This window comes from Streptomyces winkii (genome assembly GCF_032248595.1).
GTDB lineage: Bacteria > Actinomycetota > Actinomycetes > Streptomycetales > Streptomycetaceae > Streptomyces > Streptomyces winkii.
In genome coordinates this window covers 591,698-606,180 of sequence record NZ_JASTTH010000006.1, presented here as the reverse complement: position 1 = coordinate 606,180, position 14,483 = coordinate 591,698, and the positions used below count along the sequence as shown (strand labels likewise).

The following is a 14,483-nucleotide window of genomic DNA, read 5'->3' as shown; positions in this document are numbered from 1 at the left end:
TACTGCGCCGATGGTACTGCATGCGGGAGCGTGTGGGAGAGTAGGACACCGCCGAACAATCATTAGGAGAGGCCCCGTTGGGAATGTGGGAGGTTCAACACCCCACACCCACGGGGCCTCTTCATGTTCGGACGTCGGACGCAGGAATAGCGCTTGAAATGGAGGTCAGAGGCGGCCTGTTGATTTGAGCGTGAGATATGCGTCGGCGACAGCGGGTGCGAGTTCCGTCGGCAGTGCGTCGACGACGATGACTCCGTGCCGTCGGAGGCGGTCCGCGGTCTGTTTGCGCTCCAACTGGGCTCGCGCCGCGGCCGCAGCGTTGTAGACGGCATCGATGTCCCCTCGTGCGGTGGCCATTTCAGCGATTCGTGGGTCGGCGATCGACGCGACCAGCACCGTGTGGCGCTGAGTGAGAAGCGGCAGTACCGGGATGAGTCCGTTCTCGACAGGAGACGCCTCCAGCCCTGTGAGCAGGACGAGGAGTGACTGGTGTCGTGCCATGCGCAGGGCGGTGGATGCGAGGCCGCGGGTGTCGGATTCGACGAGCGCCGGTTCTATCGGTGCCATGGCCGACACGAACGCGGGCAGTACCTCATGTGCCGCGCGGCCCTTCACAGTCGCGCGCGGTGCGCGGTCGTAGGCGAGGAGATCGATCCGGTCGCCGGCGCGGGAGGCGAGCGTCGCCAGAAGGAGGGCGGCGTCCATGGCCGTGTCGAGGCGTGGGGCGTCTCCGACGCGGCCCGCGGACGTCCTGCCGGTGTCCAGTACGACGAGGATGTGCCGGTCGCGTTCGGGACGCCATGTCCGGACGGCGACGGCGGACTGCCGGGCCGTCGCCCGCCAGTCGATTGATCGGGTGTCGTCTCCGGGAATGTAGTCGCGGAGGCTGTCGAATTCGGTTCCTTCGCCGCGGGTCAAGATGCTTGTGCGGCCGTCGAGTTCGCGGAGTCTCGCCAGTTTGGCCGGCAGGTGCTTGCGGCTGTTGAAAGCAGGGAGGACGCGCACCGTCCAGGGAACCGAGTGGCTGCCTTGGCGTGCGGCCAGACCGAGCGGACCGAAGGAGCGCACGGTGATGCGTTCCGAGCGGCGGTCGCCGCGGCGGGTGGGGTGCAGTGCCGTGGTGAGAACTCGCTGCTCACCGGGGCCGATGCGCACACGGTGCCGGCTCGCTGCCTCCGCCGTGCCCTCGGGCCAGCTGCTCGGAGGCCATGCGTCGCGCAGCTGCAGGCGGGACTGACGCCGGGACGGGTTGGCCGCGAGGACATTCACGTATGCGTGTTCGCCGAGCCGAACTGACGTATCACCGGAACGTGTGAACCGGAGTTGATTCACTGGCGAGGCCAGGGCGAGGTCGTACAGGATTGCAGCCAGCAACGGGAGTTCGACGGCGAGCAGGCCGCTCCAGCCGGGAAGAAGCAGCCCGACGAGGATGGCGCCGAGGGCGGCGAATAGGGCTGTACGGCCGGTGAGTGCCATGAATCAGGGTTCGCCAATCAGCTCACTGAGATTCAACGGGGGACGGGGACATGGGCAAGGATCGAGTTGATCACGCTGTCCGCGGTGACGCCTTCCATCTCCGCTTCGGGGCGGAGCTGTACGCGGTGGCGAAGGGTCGGCAGGGCGAAGGACTTCACGTCGTCGGGGATCACATAGTCGCGCCCTGTGAGCCAGGCCCAGGCGCGAGCACTGGCGAGTAGAGCGGTGGCGCCCCGCGGGGAGACGCCGAGCAGGAACGAGGGGGAATCACGAGTGGCACGGCAGATATCGACGACGTAGCCCGTCACTTCGGGCGCGACGGAGGTCTCGGCGACTGCGCGGCGTGCCGCTTCGAGTTCGTCCGGTCCCGCGACCGCCTGGACGCCGGCAGTGCCGAGGTCCCTCGGGTCGAATCCCTCCGCATGCCTGGTGAGGACGCTGATCTCGTCATCGCGCGAGGGCAGCGGGAGGTTGAGCTTGAGCAGGAAACGGTCGAGCTGTGCCTCCGGCAGAGGGTAAGTGCCTTCGTATTCGATCGGGTTCTGGGTCGCTGCCACAAGGAACGGGTCCGGCAGGGCGCGAGGTGTGCCGTCGACCGAGACCTGACGCTCCTCCATTGCTTCGAGCAGCGATGCCTGGGTCTTCGGGGGCGTCCGGTTGATCTCGTCGGCGAGCAGGAGGTTGGTGAAGACCGGGCCCGGCTGAAAGGAGAACTCTGCGGTGCGGGCGTCGTAGATGAGCGATCCCGTGACGTCGCTCGGCATCAGATCGGGGGTGAACTGAAGGCGTTTCGTTCCGAGTTCGAGGGTCGCGGCGAGTGTCCGCACGAGCAGCGTCTTCGCCACTCCGGGGACGCCTTCGAGTAGCACGTGGCCGCGGCAGAGCAGTGCGACGACAAGTCCCGTGACGGCGGCGTCCTGGCCGACGACTGCCTTCGAGATCTCAAGTCGCAGTGCTTCGAGGGCGCTGCGGGCGCTGTCTGGTGAGGGGGCGCTCACTAGGTGCGTTCCTTGTCTGTCGGTAGGCGGGTGAAGGAGGCGACGTCGGTGAGGCGCCGTTCCAGGTGGTCGAGTTCGTCCGCGAGCCGGACGAGTTCGGCGTCGGTGGTGGGAGCTGCGCCGAAGAGGAGGGAGTGAAGGCGTGAACTGTCTCTGAAGTCCGGCCCGGTGGAGGCAGTCGCTCCGGTGCGGGCCCCGGCGTCCGCGCTCATGGTGAGGGCGGGGATCAGAACCCCTGGGGAGTCTGTCTCCGCGGCGCTGACCCCGGCCAGCGAGGCGAGCCGGGCGCGGGTTGCGGAGCGCAGGGCGTCGGCGGCGCGGTCGCGTGCGTTGGCCTGCCGGTAGAGACGTGCCCGTCCCTCGGTTGTCTCGGAAGCCCGTACGGAGACGGGGAGTTGCTCGGGCACGAGCGGACCGAGACGCCGTACCCGCCAGAGGGCGGCGAGTACGGCGGCGATCGACAGCTGGGCGGTGGCCCAGGTCCAGCCCTCGGGAACCAGATCGAGGAATCCGCGCTGTTCGCTCCGCGGGGCGGCGGCGTCGGCGGAGGAGGGGAGGTACCACACGAGATGCGGGCGCGAGCCGAGCAGTTGAAGCATCAGGGAGGCGTTGCCGTGCTTGTCGAGCCGTTGGTTGTAGAGCGGCGCCGGCGAGCCGAGCAGAACGGTGTCGCCCTCGGTGCCCGGACGGCCGCCGCCGTCGGCGGGTTCGTCCGGGATTCGCAGCAGGGAGGGCAGGCCCTGGCGCAGGTAGCAGGAGTCGGCCTGATCGTTGGCGATCTCGTAGCGGATGCCGCCGAGTTCGGCGTCGCCCGCGCGTTCGGCGGGCGGGAAGTCGCAGTCCGGCGGGGTGGGTTGCGTCGTCGCGGGCGCCGCCGCACGCACTCGCCCGACCAGCGCCTTCGTCGGACCAGGGCCCGGAGCGATGAGGACCGTGCGGCCGCCGCGTTCCAACGCGCCCTTCAGGTCCGCTTTCTGCCGTCCGCTGAGGGACTCGGGGTCGCTGATGAGGAGCGTCGCGCCGGGACCTGCCGCCTTACGGGCGCCGGCGGCGGTCGTGACGATCTCGGTGTCGACGCCCCGGTCTTCGAGGAGCCGGGCCGCGGCCTTGCTGCCGTGTTCTGCCGTGGAGCGCGGATCGAGGGGTCCGTACTCGTTCTCGGAGCGCACCGCCGCGATGCTCACGCCGGCGATGGCGAGCACGGCCGCGGCCAGCAGCAGCCCGCGGGCGCGCGCCCACACCTGCCGGGCGGTGGGGGAGAGAGAGGTGCAGGACGGTTCGCTCAACTGCTCCCTCTCTCCCGGGTGGTGACCTCCGTGCCGTGTGCTCCGCGAGCTGCCAGCGCGCCGGTGTGTTCCGCGCCGGTTCCCGGCAGCAGCGGCTCGGCGCGCTGGAGGGCGGTGTCGAGGTCGCGTACGGCTCCGTACGCGGTGGCGTCCACACGCCTGTCCGCGTACGTCACCTCGTCGAAGGTGCGGGCGGCTGAGCGCAGGGCGTCCGCGTGCCCCGGCAGTGAGCGGCCGGCTTCGAGGGCCGCTTCGTCGGCTGTGCGGCCGGGGCGGTGGTCGAGCAGGGCGCGTTCCTCAAGGGCGCGGACTATGGCGCGCATCCGTTCCTGTACGGCCTGGTTCCACCGCTCTTCGGCGGCGTGCTTCTCTGCTGCCGCCCGGTGTTCGGCCGCGCTGCGAGGCCCCTTGTCGAAGAGCGTCCGGCCGTCGGAGGCGGCCTCGGACCCGAGTCTGCCCAGCCGCAGGCGCAGCGCGACGCCCAGCACGATCAGTAGGAAGACGATCGCGACGAGGCCCACCCAGCCGCCGGGCGACGCCTGTGCCGCCGAGTTCAGCAGGGAATTGATGTGGTCCCACAGCCAGTCGAGGATCCGGTTGAGAAGACCGGGGTCGTCCCGGTGGTACTCGCCCTTCGAGAGCTCTCGTTCGGCTGCTTCGCGTGCGGGTGTGCGGGGGACGGTCACGGGCGCACCGCCGTCGTCGGCCAGCGCCGCGGCGAGCACACGTGCCGCGGCGGCCGGCGCCGCAGTCGCCACGTCCCCCGACATCACCTCAGCTCCCGGGACTCGGGCGGTCGGTCTGCGGGGCCGGGTCGCCGTAGCCGGGAACGCCCGCGGCGCGGGCGAGTTCGAGGTCGAGGGCTTCGCGCCGGATGCGCTGGTCGAGGTAGAGCAGGGCGGTGACGCCAGCCCGGATGGGGAAGGTGATCGTGGACGCGATGACGGCACCGATGCCGACTGCGATCAGGTAGGACCAGCTCGTCATCGGCGTTCCGGCGGCGAACGCGGAGACCCCCTGGCCGCTGGCGATCATGCCGATGAGCGTCGCGGGCATCTGAATGACCGAGGCGACGATGACGACCAGGATCGTTGCCAGCATCTGCACGCCGAATACCCGCCACCAGCTGCCTCGTACGAGCTTCGCGGAGCGGCGCATGGCCGTGATGACGCCTTGCTTCTCCAGCATCAGGGCGGGGGCGGCGAGGCTGAAGCGGACCCAGATCCACACGGCCGCCACGACACCGGCCAGCAGCCCCACGAGCAGCAGGGCGATCCCGAGGCTCTTGACACCGGCAGCCAGCAGCACCCCGCCCGGAGCGGAGCCGACGAACATGGCCAGGGCGACGAGCAGCGGGAGGAGGAAGAGAAGGCCGAACAGGCGCAGCAGTTGAGGACGCGAGTCCCGCCATGCCTCTCCCACGGAGACGGAACGGCCGAGCACGGCCCGGCTGATCACGATCGTCAGCATGGCGGTGGCGAGCACGGTGCCGAGGGTCTCGACGAGTGCCCGTACACCGGAGATCCGCAGAGATCCGGTCATGGCGTCCATGAGCTCGTCGGGGCTCGGCTGCGGGTCCCTGGTCAGTGCGTCGAGGTCCGAAACGTCCGCCAGCCAGAGGCCGTTGACGACCGTGGCCACGAACTGGACGATCACGGCGACTGCGAGGGAGATGCCGAGCACGGTGCGCCAGTGCGCCCGCATGGTGGTCACGGCGCCGTCCAGTATCTCCCCGACGCCGAGCGGCCGCAGCGGGATGATCCCCGGCTTGGCCGCGGGCGGCTGATTCCAGTAGCCGCCCCAGTGGTCCCAGCCCGGCTGCCCGGGGGGAGGAGCGCTCCAGCCCGGGCCCGGTTGAGGGGGCGGCTGCTGCGCGGACCAGTTCCTGGGCGGATCGTCCACGGGCGGTGGATGCGGTGTGCTTCCGGGTCCCTGAGCGGGCTCCTCGCCCTTGGGCGAACGATCGGGGGAGGGGGATCCGGGCGGGGTCCAGCCCGGAGAGTCGTTCACTTGTCGTCACCTCGAGGTCTCGGTCGCTCCATCGCGTGGATGTCTGCCATCGTCCCACGCTCGCCCGGAGCGACGGGTGGCCCCCGGCTTCTTGCATCGCCTTCAGAAGTCGTCGCGGGTCGAGGCAGACTGTGCGGATGGCAGATCATGGTGTCCCGGTGCTGCGCTGGGCCGATACCCCTGAGGGGCCCCTCATCGCAATTCTCGACCAGACGAGATTGCCCGCCGAGGAGACCGAGCTCGCGTGCAGAGACACGGACGACCTGGTGGCAGCGATTCGGGCACTGTCCGTGCGGGGTGCGCCGCTGCTGGGTGTGGCCGGTGGTTACGGCGTCGCGCTCGCCGCCGCACGCGGACACGATGTGGCCGACGCCGCCGACCGGTTGGCGTCCGCGCGGCCGACAGCGGTGAACCTGGCCGCGGGCGTGCGGCGGGTGGAGCGTGCGTACCGTGCGGCGCTCGATGGCGGAGCGGGCGGTACGGGGCCGGCCGACGCCGCCCTCGCCGAGGCCCGGGCACTGCATGAGGAGGACGCCGAAGCCAGTGCGCAGATGGCCCGGCTCGGGCACGGCCTGCTCGGCGAGCTCGTGCCCCGGACGCCGATGAAGCTGCTCACGCACTGCAACACCGGGATCCTCGTCTCCGGGGGGCAGGGCACGGCCTTCGGAGTCGTCTCGCAGGTGCACGGCGCCGGTGAGCTGCGCAGGCTGTGGGTGGACGAGACCCGGCCGCTGTTGCAGGGCGCACGCCTGACCGCCTACGAGGCGACCCGGGAGGAGATGCCCTTCAGCATCCTCGCGGACGGTGCGGCGGGTTCGCTGTTCTCCGCGGGCGAGGTGGACGCGGTGCTGATCGGTGCGGACAGGATCGCGGCGGACGGCTCGGTGGCGAACAAGGTCGGCAGCTATCCGCTCGCGGTGCTGGCGCGCCACCATGGCGTGCCGTTCGTGGTGGTGGCTCCGGTCACCACCGTCGATCTCGCGACCGGGCGGGGAGGGGACATCGTCGTGGAGCAGAGGCCTGCGGAGGAGGTGACGCACGTCTCTTCGCCGTATGCGCCGTACCATCCGGACTCATGGGGGGAGCGCGGCGGTGGCATACCGGTGGCCCCGATGGGGGCCGATGCCTACAACCCGGCCTTCGATGTGACCCCGCCAGAGCTGGTGACGGCAATCGTCACGGAGCGGGGTGTGATCTCGCCTGTCACCAGCGAAACTGTCGCGGGGCTGTGTTCCCCGTCACGAACGACAACGTCACGATGGGGTAATGGGATGATGAACGCATGAAGGGACGCGTCCTTGTCGTCGACGACGACACCGCACTGGCGGAGATGCTCGGAATCGTGCTGCGCGGCGAAGGTTTTGAACCGTCGTTCGTGTCGGACGGGGACAAGGCACTCGCCGCCTTCCGCGAGACCAAGCCGGATCTGGTCCTGCTCGACCTGATGCTGCCCGGAAGGGACGGCATCGAGGTGTGCCGGCTGATCCGGGCCGAATCCGGTGTGCCGGTGGTCATGCTGACCGCCAAGACCGACACGGTGGATGTGGTGGTGGGCCTGGAATCCGGGGCCGACGACTACATCGTCAAGCCGTTCAAGCCGAAGGAGCTGGTGGCGAGAATCCGCGCGAGACTGCGGCGGTCGGACGATCCGGCGCCCGAGCAGCTCGCCATCGGCGACCTGACGATCGACGTCGCCGGGCACTCCGTGAAGCGGGACGGGACGTCCATAGCCCTCACGCCCCTGGAGTTCGACCTTCTGGTGGCTCTGGCCCGCAAGCCGTGGCAGGTCTTCACGCGCGAAGTGCTGCTGGAGCAGGTGTGGGGGTACCGGCACGCGGCCGACACGCGCCTGGTCAACGTTCACGTGCAGCGTCTGCGCTCCAAGGTCGAGCGCGATCCGGAACGGCCCGAGATCGTCGTGACGGTGCGCGGAGTGGGTTACAAGGCCGGACCAGGCTGAGATGACGCGGAACGGCTCCGTCCAGGACAGCGCCGGTGTGGACGGAGCCGCGACACAAGAGTCCGAAATGTCCAAGTTCCGGCGTCTGTGGCGCAGCGGAGCGCTCTTCTCCGAAGGGCTGCTGCCCGAAGGCACGACCGGACCTCGCGCACATCCCGTGGTCCGGTTCTTCATCCGCTGGGTGCGCCGCCCCCTGCTGCCCGCGCTGCGCCTGTGGCGGCGGAACATCCAGCTGCGCGTCGTCGCGGCCACGCTGCTGATGTCGCTCGGTGTCGTGCTGCTCCTCGGCATCGTCGTCATCGGACAGGTACGCAACGGCCTGCTGGACGCCAAGGAGAAGACGGCCCAGAGCCAGGCTGCGGGCGGATTCGCCGCCGCGCAGGAGATGGCCGACAGCGCCGGCAGCGGCCGCAGCGGCGAGGGCCAGGGCCGCCCCGGAATGGGCCGCACCTCGCAGAACACCGGCACCTGGCTGAACAACCTCGTGGAGCAGCTCGCCAGCGGCGGCCAGGGCGTGTACTCGGTCGTCGCGCTCGGCTCCCAGAACGACGAGTCGCCGTTCCTCGGCAACGGCCGGTCCACCACCCGCGGCCCGCGCGCCTCCGGCGACATCCGTCCCGAGGAGAGCATCCCCGCCGACCTGCGCAGGGCCCTGGACAAGCAGCCCGGCACCCACCAGCGCTATGCGAAGGTCTACCGCCAGGACGGCAGCAGCACCGCCGGGCTGATCGTCGGAAAGCGGCTCAACGACGCCGGCGGCGCCCCGTACCAGATGTACTACGTCTTCCCGTTCACGCTCGAGGAAGAGTCGCTCAACCTGGTCAAGGGCACTCTGGCCACGGCCGGGGTCTTCGTCGTCGTGCTGCTCGGCGCGATCGCCTGGCTCGTTGTGCGGCAGGTCGTCACGCCCGTACGGATGGCCGCGGGGATCTCCGAGCGACTGGCCGCCGGAAGGCTCCAGGAGCGGATGAAGGTCACGGGCGAGGACGACATCGCCCGGCTGGGCGAGTCCTTCAACAAGATGGCGCAGAACCTCCAGGTGAAGATCCAGCAGCTCGAGGAGCTCTCGCGCATGCAGCGCCGGTTCGTCTCCGACGTCTCGCACGAGCTGCGCACACCGCTCACCACGGTCCGTATGGCCGCGGACGTGATCCACGAGTCTCGGGACGAGTTCGATCCGGCCACCGCACGCTCCGCGGAGCTGCTCCTCGGGCAGCTCGACCGCTTCGAGTCGCTGCTGGCCGACCTTCTGGAGATCAGCCGCTTCGACGCGGGAGCCGCCAACCTCGAAGCCGATCCGATCGACCTGCGGGACGTCGTGCGCCGCGTCGTCGACGGCTGCGAGCCGCTCGCCGACCGCAAGGGCAGCCGCGTCCTGGTGCGCGGCGACGACAAGCCGGTGATCGCGGAGGCGGACGGGCGGCGCATCGAGCGGGTGCTGCGCAACCTCGTCGACAACGCCATAGAGCACGGTGAGGGCCACGACGTGGTCGTCCGGCTGGCGTGCGGGGGCGGAGCGGTCGCCGTGGCCGTACGGGACTACGGCGTCGGGCTCAAGGCGGGCGAGGCCGAGCGCGTCTTCAACCGCTTCTGGCGTGCGGACCCGGCGCGGGCCCGTACGACGGGAGGCTCCGGCCTCGGCCTGTCCATCGCCCTGGAGGACGCGCGGCTGCACGGCGGCTGGCTCCAGGTGTGGGGCGAGCCGGGCGGCGGTTCGCAGTTCCGGCTCACGCTGCCGGCCACGGCGGGCGAGACGCTGCACTCCTCGCCGCTCGCGCTCCAGCCTGCCGACGCACGACGCAAGCGTCCGGCCAAGGGCTCGGGCAAGAGCGCGGGCAGGGCCAAGAGCCAGAGCAAGACCACGGGCACGAGTACCGGCGCAAGTACGGGCGCTGTCCCGGCGCAGGGGCGTCATGGAGCGGCCGGCCCCGCCGGGCGGCCCGCCCCGCAGCCGACCCCGCCCGCCTCGGCGCAGTCCGCGCCCACAGGACCAGGAGCCGGCGAGCGCTCCGCGGCCCCGCCCGCCCCCGCGGTCGCCGCGCCGCGCGGTCCGGCTCCCCGTACCGCCGAAGATCCGACCAGGGAGGACGCAGAACAGTGATGCGCCCTGACCGGCGAAGCCGTGGCCACCGTGCCGCAGTGGTCCAACTGACCGCGCTGGCACTGCTGTTGACGGGCTGCGCCTCGATGCCGGACGACGGCACGGTCGATCACGTCGACTCCTCGCACCGTGCCGACTCCGACTCGCAGGTGCGCGTCTTCGGCGTCAGCCCGCAGAAGGGCGAGAAGCCGCAGCAGATAGTCCGGGGCTTCCTGGAGGCGACGACGAGCGACGAAGCGGCCTTCTCGACGGCGAAGAAGTATCTGACCGGCAAGACGGCCGCCAAATGGGATCCCTTCGCCAGCACGAGCGTCGTGTCGGAAGGTCCCAGCCCCGGCAACGCCCGCCGGGACACGGGAGGCGGGCACGGCTTCACCGTCCAGGTGACCGGCACGCGCGTCGCGCAGGTCGACGACAGGCATTCGTACTCACCGGACGCGGGCGACTACAGCGAGGGATTCCACCTCACCAAGGACCGCGGGGAGTGGCGGATCGACCGCGTCCCGGACGGGCTGGTGCTCGGCGAATCCGACTTCCAGCGCATCTACCGCCCGATCAACAACTACTACTACGCGGAGCTGGGCGCCGACTCCGCCGCGATCACGGGCGGCAAGGACGTGCTGGTCGCCGACCCGGTGTATCTGCGGCGGCGGATCGACCCCGTCACCGCGACCGTGAAGGCCCTGCTGGACGGGCCGACCGCCTGGATCGACCCGGTGGTCCAGTCCTCCTTCCCCAAGGGCGCCGCGCTCGCTCGCGGCCAGCATCTGTCGCTGGACGACTCCGGGGCGCTGAGCGTGCGCCTCAACTCCAAGGGCGCCAGGGTGAGCGAGGGCCGCTGCGTGCGCATGGCGTCCCAGATGCTGCACACGGTGCAGGATCAGGCGTCGGCGAAGGTGACCAAGGTGGTGCTCGCAGGTCCCGACGGTGAGACGCGGTGCGAGCGCACCCGCGAGCAGGCGGAGGACTACGAGCCGGGGCGGCTCAACGGCCGTGCGTCGCACCAGTACTTCGTCGACGGCGATCACCGCGTCTCCTCCTTCGACGAGGACAGCGACGACCCGAGGCCCGTCGAAGGCGCGCTCGGCAAGGGCGAGACGGAGATGGGCGCCGTCGCCGTCAACCGCGCCGAGCAGGAGGGCGCGGCGGTCTCGCGCGCGGGCCGTTCGCTGTACGTCACACGCCTCACGGAGGACAGCGAGCTGGGCGAGCCCGTACTGACGAGCAAGGCGAAGCGTGAGAACGACCGGCTGACAGCGCCCAGTTGGGACGGCCTGGGAGACCTGTGGATAGCCGACCGCGACCCGGACGATCCGCGTCTGCTGCGCCTGGCAGGCGGCAAGGAGAAGCCGGAAGAGGTCGATGTGCCGGGCCTCGGCAAGGACGAGCGGATCGAGTCGCTCCGGATCGCCTCCGACGGCGTGCGGATGGCGCTGCACATACGGCAGAAGGACGGGTCGCGGACCCTGAAGCTCGGACGGGTCCAGCGTGCGGGGACGGCCGCCGATCCACAGGTGAGGATCACGGCGCTGCGCCCGCTCGCGCCGCAGTTCGAGGACGTCGCGGCGATGTCCTGGGCCGGCGGCAGCCGGCTGGTGGTGGTGGGCCGCGAGTCCGGGAGCGTGCAGCAGATGCAGTACATCGAGACCGATGGTTCTGCGTCGAATCAGCCGACCCTTCCCGGCATCAACGACGTGACGGGCGTGGCCGCTTCGGAGGACGAGAGCAAGCCACTGCTGGCCGACTCGGAGGACGGCATCGTACGGCTGCCTCCCGACGCCAACTGGAAGACGCTGACGGACAGCGGTACGAGCCCCGCCTACCCCGGATAGGCGGGAGAGGCGTCTCCGGACGCGCAGTTGGGCGTGGCGGGCCGATGGGCCGAGGCGCCGACGGCGCATGCCGGTCGCCGGCCTGACCCGTTGAAAAGGCGCAGATTCTGGGCCCCTCCGGAGTTTTCCACAGGCCTGGCGGGCGCTCTGCGCCGCTGGGACAGTTGCGCCATGCGGGAGTTGTGGCAGGAGCTCCGGCGGGAACTCGCAGGTCTCGTGCTGCCGTCGGCGTGCGCCGGGTGCGGAGTGCCGAGGGTGCGCGGGGAGTTGTGCGCACGGTGCGCGAGCGTGCTGGCGGGTGCCGTGCCGCGCAGGGTGTGGCCGACCCCGGCGCCGTCCGGTCTGCCTCACGTGTATGCGGCCGTGTCGTACGCGGACGAGGCGCGGGCGCTGCTGCTCGCACACAAGGAGCGCGGTGCGCTGCGACTGGCCGCTCCGCTGGGGGAGTTGCTGGCCGCGGCGGTGCGCGAGGCCCTCGTACGTATGCGGGGTCCGGCCGGAAAGGGGGAGATGGACGGGCCGTTGACGCTCGTGCCGGTGCCGTCGGCGCGGCGCTCGGTGGCCGGCCGCGGCCATGATCCGGTGCGGCGGATCGCCATGGCGGCGGCCCGCGAGCTGCGCGGGGAGGGGCTGCCCGCCCGGGTACTCACGGTGCTCCGGCAGCGACGCACGGTGGCGGATCAGGCGGGTCTCACCGCGTGGCAGCGGGCGGCGAACCTCGGCGGCGCGCTGGAGTTGGTGCCGGGCAGCGCACGGCTGCTGGCCGGAGGGGAGACGCTGCTGGTCGACGACGTGATGACCACGGGTGCGTCGCTGGCCGAGGCGGCTCGCGCCGTCGCGGAGGGGGCGCGCAGGGCCGGTGCCGCCGCCGTGGTCGCGTTCCGGCCGAAGTCGTCGGTGGCACCTTGGAAAGTTGCATGCTGCTAGCAGAGATCCAGCAATCTTTGGGGGCGTTGGCGCGAATTGATACCTGAACGTAGGTACGTGCCAGTAGGGGGTGCCCAGCGTACGCGAGTGGAGGTACGTTCAAAGGTGGGGTGACGATCTTCCCCCAGGGGGAGAAGGAGGTGAAAGTCGCAAGCCGAGGTTCCGGAGGCTGGCGGCAGAAGTCAGGCCCCGCCTCCGGTGTCAGTGCACAAAGGACGCACTCCGCATCGCTATGGAGTGCTCCGGGAACGGAGTTCTGCGTGGACATCGTCGTCAAGGGCCGCAAGACAGAGGTGCCGGAGAGGTTCCGCAAGCACGTGGCCGAGAAGCTGGCGAAGATCCAAAAACTTGACGGAAAGGTGATCAACCTGGATGTCGAGGTGTGCAAGGAACACAATCCCCGGCAGGCCGACCGTTCCGAGAGGGTGGAGATCACCCTCCGCACTCGCGGGCCGGTCATTCGTGCGGAGGCGGCGGCCTCCGATCCCTACGCTGCGCTGGACTTGGCAGCGGGCAAGCTCGAGGCACGGCTGCGCAAGCAGCACGACAAGCGCCGGGTACACCGTGGCGGAAGCCGCACACCGATGAGCGTGGCGGCGGCCACCGCACACCTCGCGGCAGAACTCAACGGACAGCTCGACGCCGCTGCGGCGCCCGCACCGGCCGAGACGGAAGAGAAGCCGATGACCACGAGGGTGGGTCCGTTGGAGGTTCAGGGCGACGGGCCGCTCGTCGTCCGTGAGAAGACCCACGCCGCAGCGCCGATGGCTTTGGACCAGGCTCTCTATGAAATGGAGTTGATCGGCCACGACTTCTATCTCTTCGTCGACTCCGAGACCAAGCAGCCGAGCGTGGTCTACCGCCGCCACGGCTATGACTACGGCGTGATCCACCTCGACCCGGATCCGTTCGCAGTGGACCCGCCTCCTGAAGCGGGTGGCGCCCTCGGCGGCTGACCCTCGGAACCGCCCAGGACGCGCCCCCGGCCGGGTCGAGGACTCGGCCGGGGGCGCGAACGTGGAATTATGGCCTCACTCGTCAACCTGTGCCCTGTGCAGCGCGGTTGGCGCGGCATAGCCTTCAGGGGGAGGATTGATGGCGGAAAGCTTCGGGCCGGTGATGCCCATGCCAGAAGCGCACCCGGTACGGGTCGCGGAGAACGGCGCCCCGCATGAGCGGCAGCAGCCGGAGCCGATCCGTGTGCTCGTCGTGGACGACCATGAACTCTTCCGGCGTGGGCTGGAGATCGTTCTCGCCCAGGAAGAGGACATCGAGGTCGTCGGCGAGGCGGGAGACGGGGCCGAGGCCGTGGAGAAGGCCGCCGATCTGCTGCCCGACATCGTGCTGATGGACGTGCGCATGCCGAAGCGCGGGGGCATCGAGGCGTGCACCTCCATCAAGGAGGTGGCCCCGAGCGCGAAGATCATCATGCTGACGATCAGCGACGAAGAGGCCGACCTCTACGACGCCATCAAGGCGGGAGCCACGGGCTATCTCCTCAAGGAGATCTCCACGGACGAGGTTTCGGCGGCGATCCGCGCGGTGGCCGACGGGCAGTCCCAGATCAGCCCGTCCATGGCGGCGAAGCTGCTCACCGAGTTCAAGTCGATGATTCAGCGCACCGACGAGAGCAAGCTGGTGCCGGCTCCGAAGCTGACCGACCGCGAGCTCGAAGTGCTCAAGCTCGTGGCGACGGGCATGAACAACCGCGACATCGCGAAGGAACTGTTCATCAGCGAGAACACCGTCAAGAACCACGTGCGCAACATCCTGGAGAAGCTCCAGCTGCACTCGCGCATGGAGGCCGTCGTCTACGCGATGCGGGAGAAGATCCTGGAGATCCGCTGACGCGCGGCGCGGGCACGGCGCACGCCGCGTACCGCAGGGTCTCGT

Annotated in this window: 12 protein-coding genes; 7 read left to right on the top strand and 5 right to left on the bottom strand. The window is 70.1% G+C overall.

Translation table 11 applies throughout. The features are described 5' to 3' along the window. Positions 1 to 165: 165 nt before the first annotated feature. From QQM67_RS21465 to QQM67_RS21445, 5 genes are read right to left on the bottom strand one after another with little or no spacing between them, the layout of a single operon-like run. Entirely contained in the window at positions 166 to 1,476 is a 1,311-nt protein-coding gene (locus tag QQM67_RS21465) for a DUF58 domain-containing protein (protein ID WP_314175610.1), read from the bottom strand. 32 nt (positions 1,477 to 1,508) lie between these two features. Further along, positions 1,509 to 2,474, bottom strand: coding sequence for an AAA family ATPase (locus QQM67_RS21460; protein ID WP_314175609.1), 966 nt, complete (start codon positions 2,472 to 2,474; stop codon positions 1,509 to 1,511). After that, entirely contained in the window at positions 2,474 to 3,760 is a 1,287-nt protein-coding gene (locus tag QQM67_RS21455) for a DUF4350 domain-containing protein (RefSeq protein ID WP_314175608.1), read from the bottom strand. The genes QQM67_RS21460 and QQM67_RS21455 overlap by 1 nt, the downstream gene beginning before the upstream one ends. Next, positions 3,757 to 4,518 carry a DUF4129 domain-containing protein gene (locus QQM67_RS21450; RefSeq protein WP_314175607.1) on the bottom strand — a complete coding sequence of 254 codons (762 nt, stop codon included), beginning with the start codon at positions 4,516 to 4,518 and terminating at the stop codon, positions 3,757 to 3,759. The genes QQM67_RS21455 and QQM67_RS21450 overlap by 4 nt, the downstream gene beginning before the upstream one ends. A gap of 16 nt (positions 4,519 to 4,534) precedes the next feature. After that, on the bottom strand, positions 4,535 to 5,770 hold the full coding sequence (locus QQM67_RS21445) for a DUF7544 domain-containing protein (protein WP_314175605.1): 1,236 nt from the start codon (positions 5,768 to 5,770) through the stop codon (positions 4,535 to 4,537). Positions 5,771 to 5,907: 137 nt separating this feature from the next. On the opposite strand from QQM67_RS21445, the gene mtnA reads away from it, so the two are divergent. From mtnA to QQM67_RS21410, 7 genes are all read left to right on the top strand, one after another. Then, the gene (mtnA, locus tag QQM67_RS21440) at positions 5,908 to 7,056 is read left to right on the top strand and encodes an S-methyl-5-thioribose-1-phosphate isomerase (protein WP_314175649.1); all 1,149 of its coding nucleotides are present in this window, start codon (positions 5,908 to 5,910) and stop codon (positions 7,054 to 7,056) included. Further along, positions 7,053 to 7,730 carry a two-component system response regulator MtrA gene (mtrA, locus tag QQM67_RS21435; RefSeq protein ID WP_314175604.1) on the top strand — a complete coding sequence of 226 codons (678 nt, stop codon included), beginning with the start codon at positions 7,053 to 7,055 and terminating at the stop codon, positions 7,728 to 7,730. The genes mtnA and mtrA overlap by 4 nt, the downstream gene beginning before the upstream one ends. Positions 7,731 to 7,797: 67 nt before the next feature. After that, positions 7,798 to 9,831, top strand: coding sequence for an MtrAB system histidine kinase MtrB (gene mtrB, locus QQM67_RS21430; protein ID WP_314175603.1), 2,034 nt, complete (start codon positions 7,798 to 7,800; stop codon positions 9,829 to 9,831). Positions 9,832 to 9,869: 38 nt separating this feature from the next. Beyond that, the gene (locus QQM67_RS21425) at positions 9,870 to 11,663 is read left to right on the top strand and encodes an LpqB family beta-propeller domain-containing protein (protein ID WP_314175602.1); all 1,794 of its coding nucleotides are present in this window, start codon (positions 9,870 to 9,872) and stop codon (positions 11,661 to 11,663) included. A gap of 171 nt (positions 11,664 to 11,834) precedes the next feature. Continuing rightward, positions 11,835 to 12,590 carry a ComF family protein gene (locus QQM67_RS21420; protein WP_314175601.1) on the top strand — a complete coding sequence of 252 codons (756 nt, stop codon included), beginning with the start codon at positions 11,835 to 11,837 and terminating at the stop codon, positions 12,588 to 12,590. Positions 12,591 to 12,850: 260 nt separating this feature from the next. Next, positions 12,851 to 13,546 carry a ribosome hibernation-promoting factor, HPF/YfiA family gene (gene hpf, locus QQM67_RS21415; protein ID WP_314175600.1) on the top strand — a complete coding sequence of 232 codons (696 nt, stop codon included), beginning with the start codon at positions 12,851 to 12,853 and terminating at the stop codon, positions 13,544 to 13,546. 139 nt (positions 13,547 to 13,685) lie between these two features. Next, complete coding sequence (locus tag QQM67_RS21410) at positions 13,686 to 14,438, top strand: response regulator transcription factor (RefSeq protein WP_314175599.1); 753 nt, start codon at positions 13,686 to 13,688, stop codon at positions 14,436 to 14,438. Positions 14,439 to 14,483 lie beyond the last annotated feature (45 nt).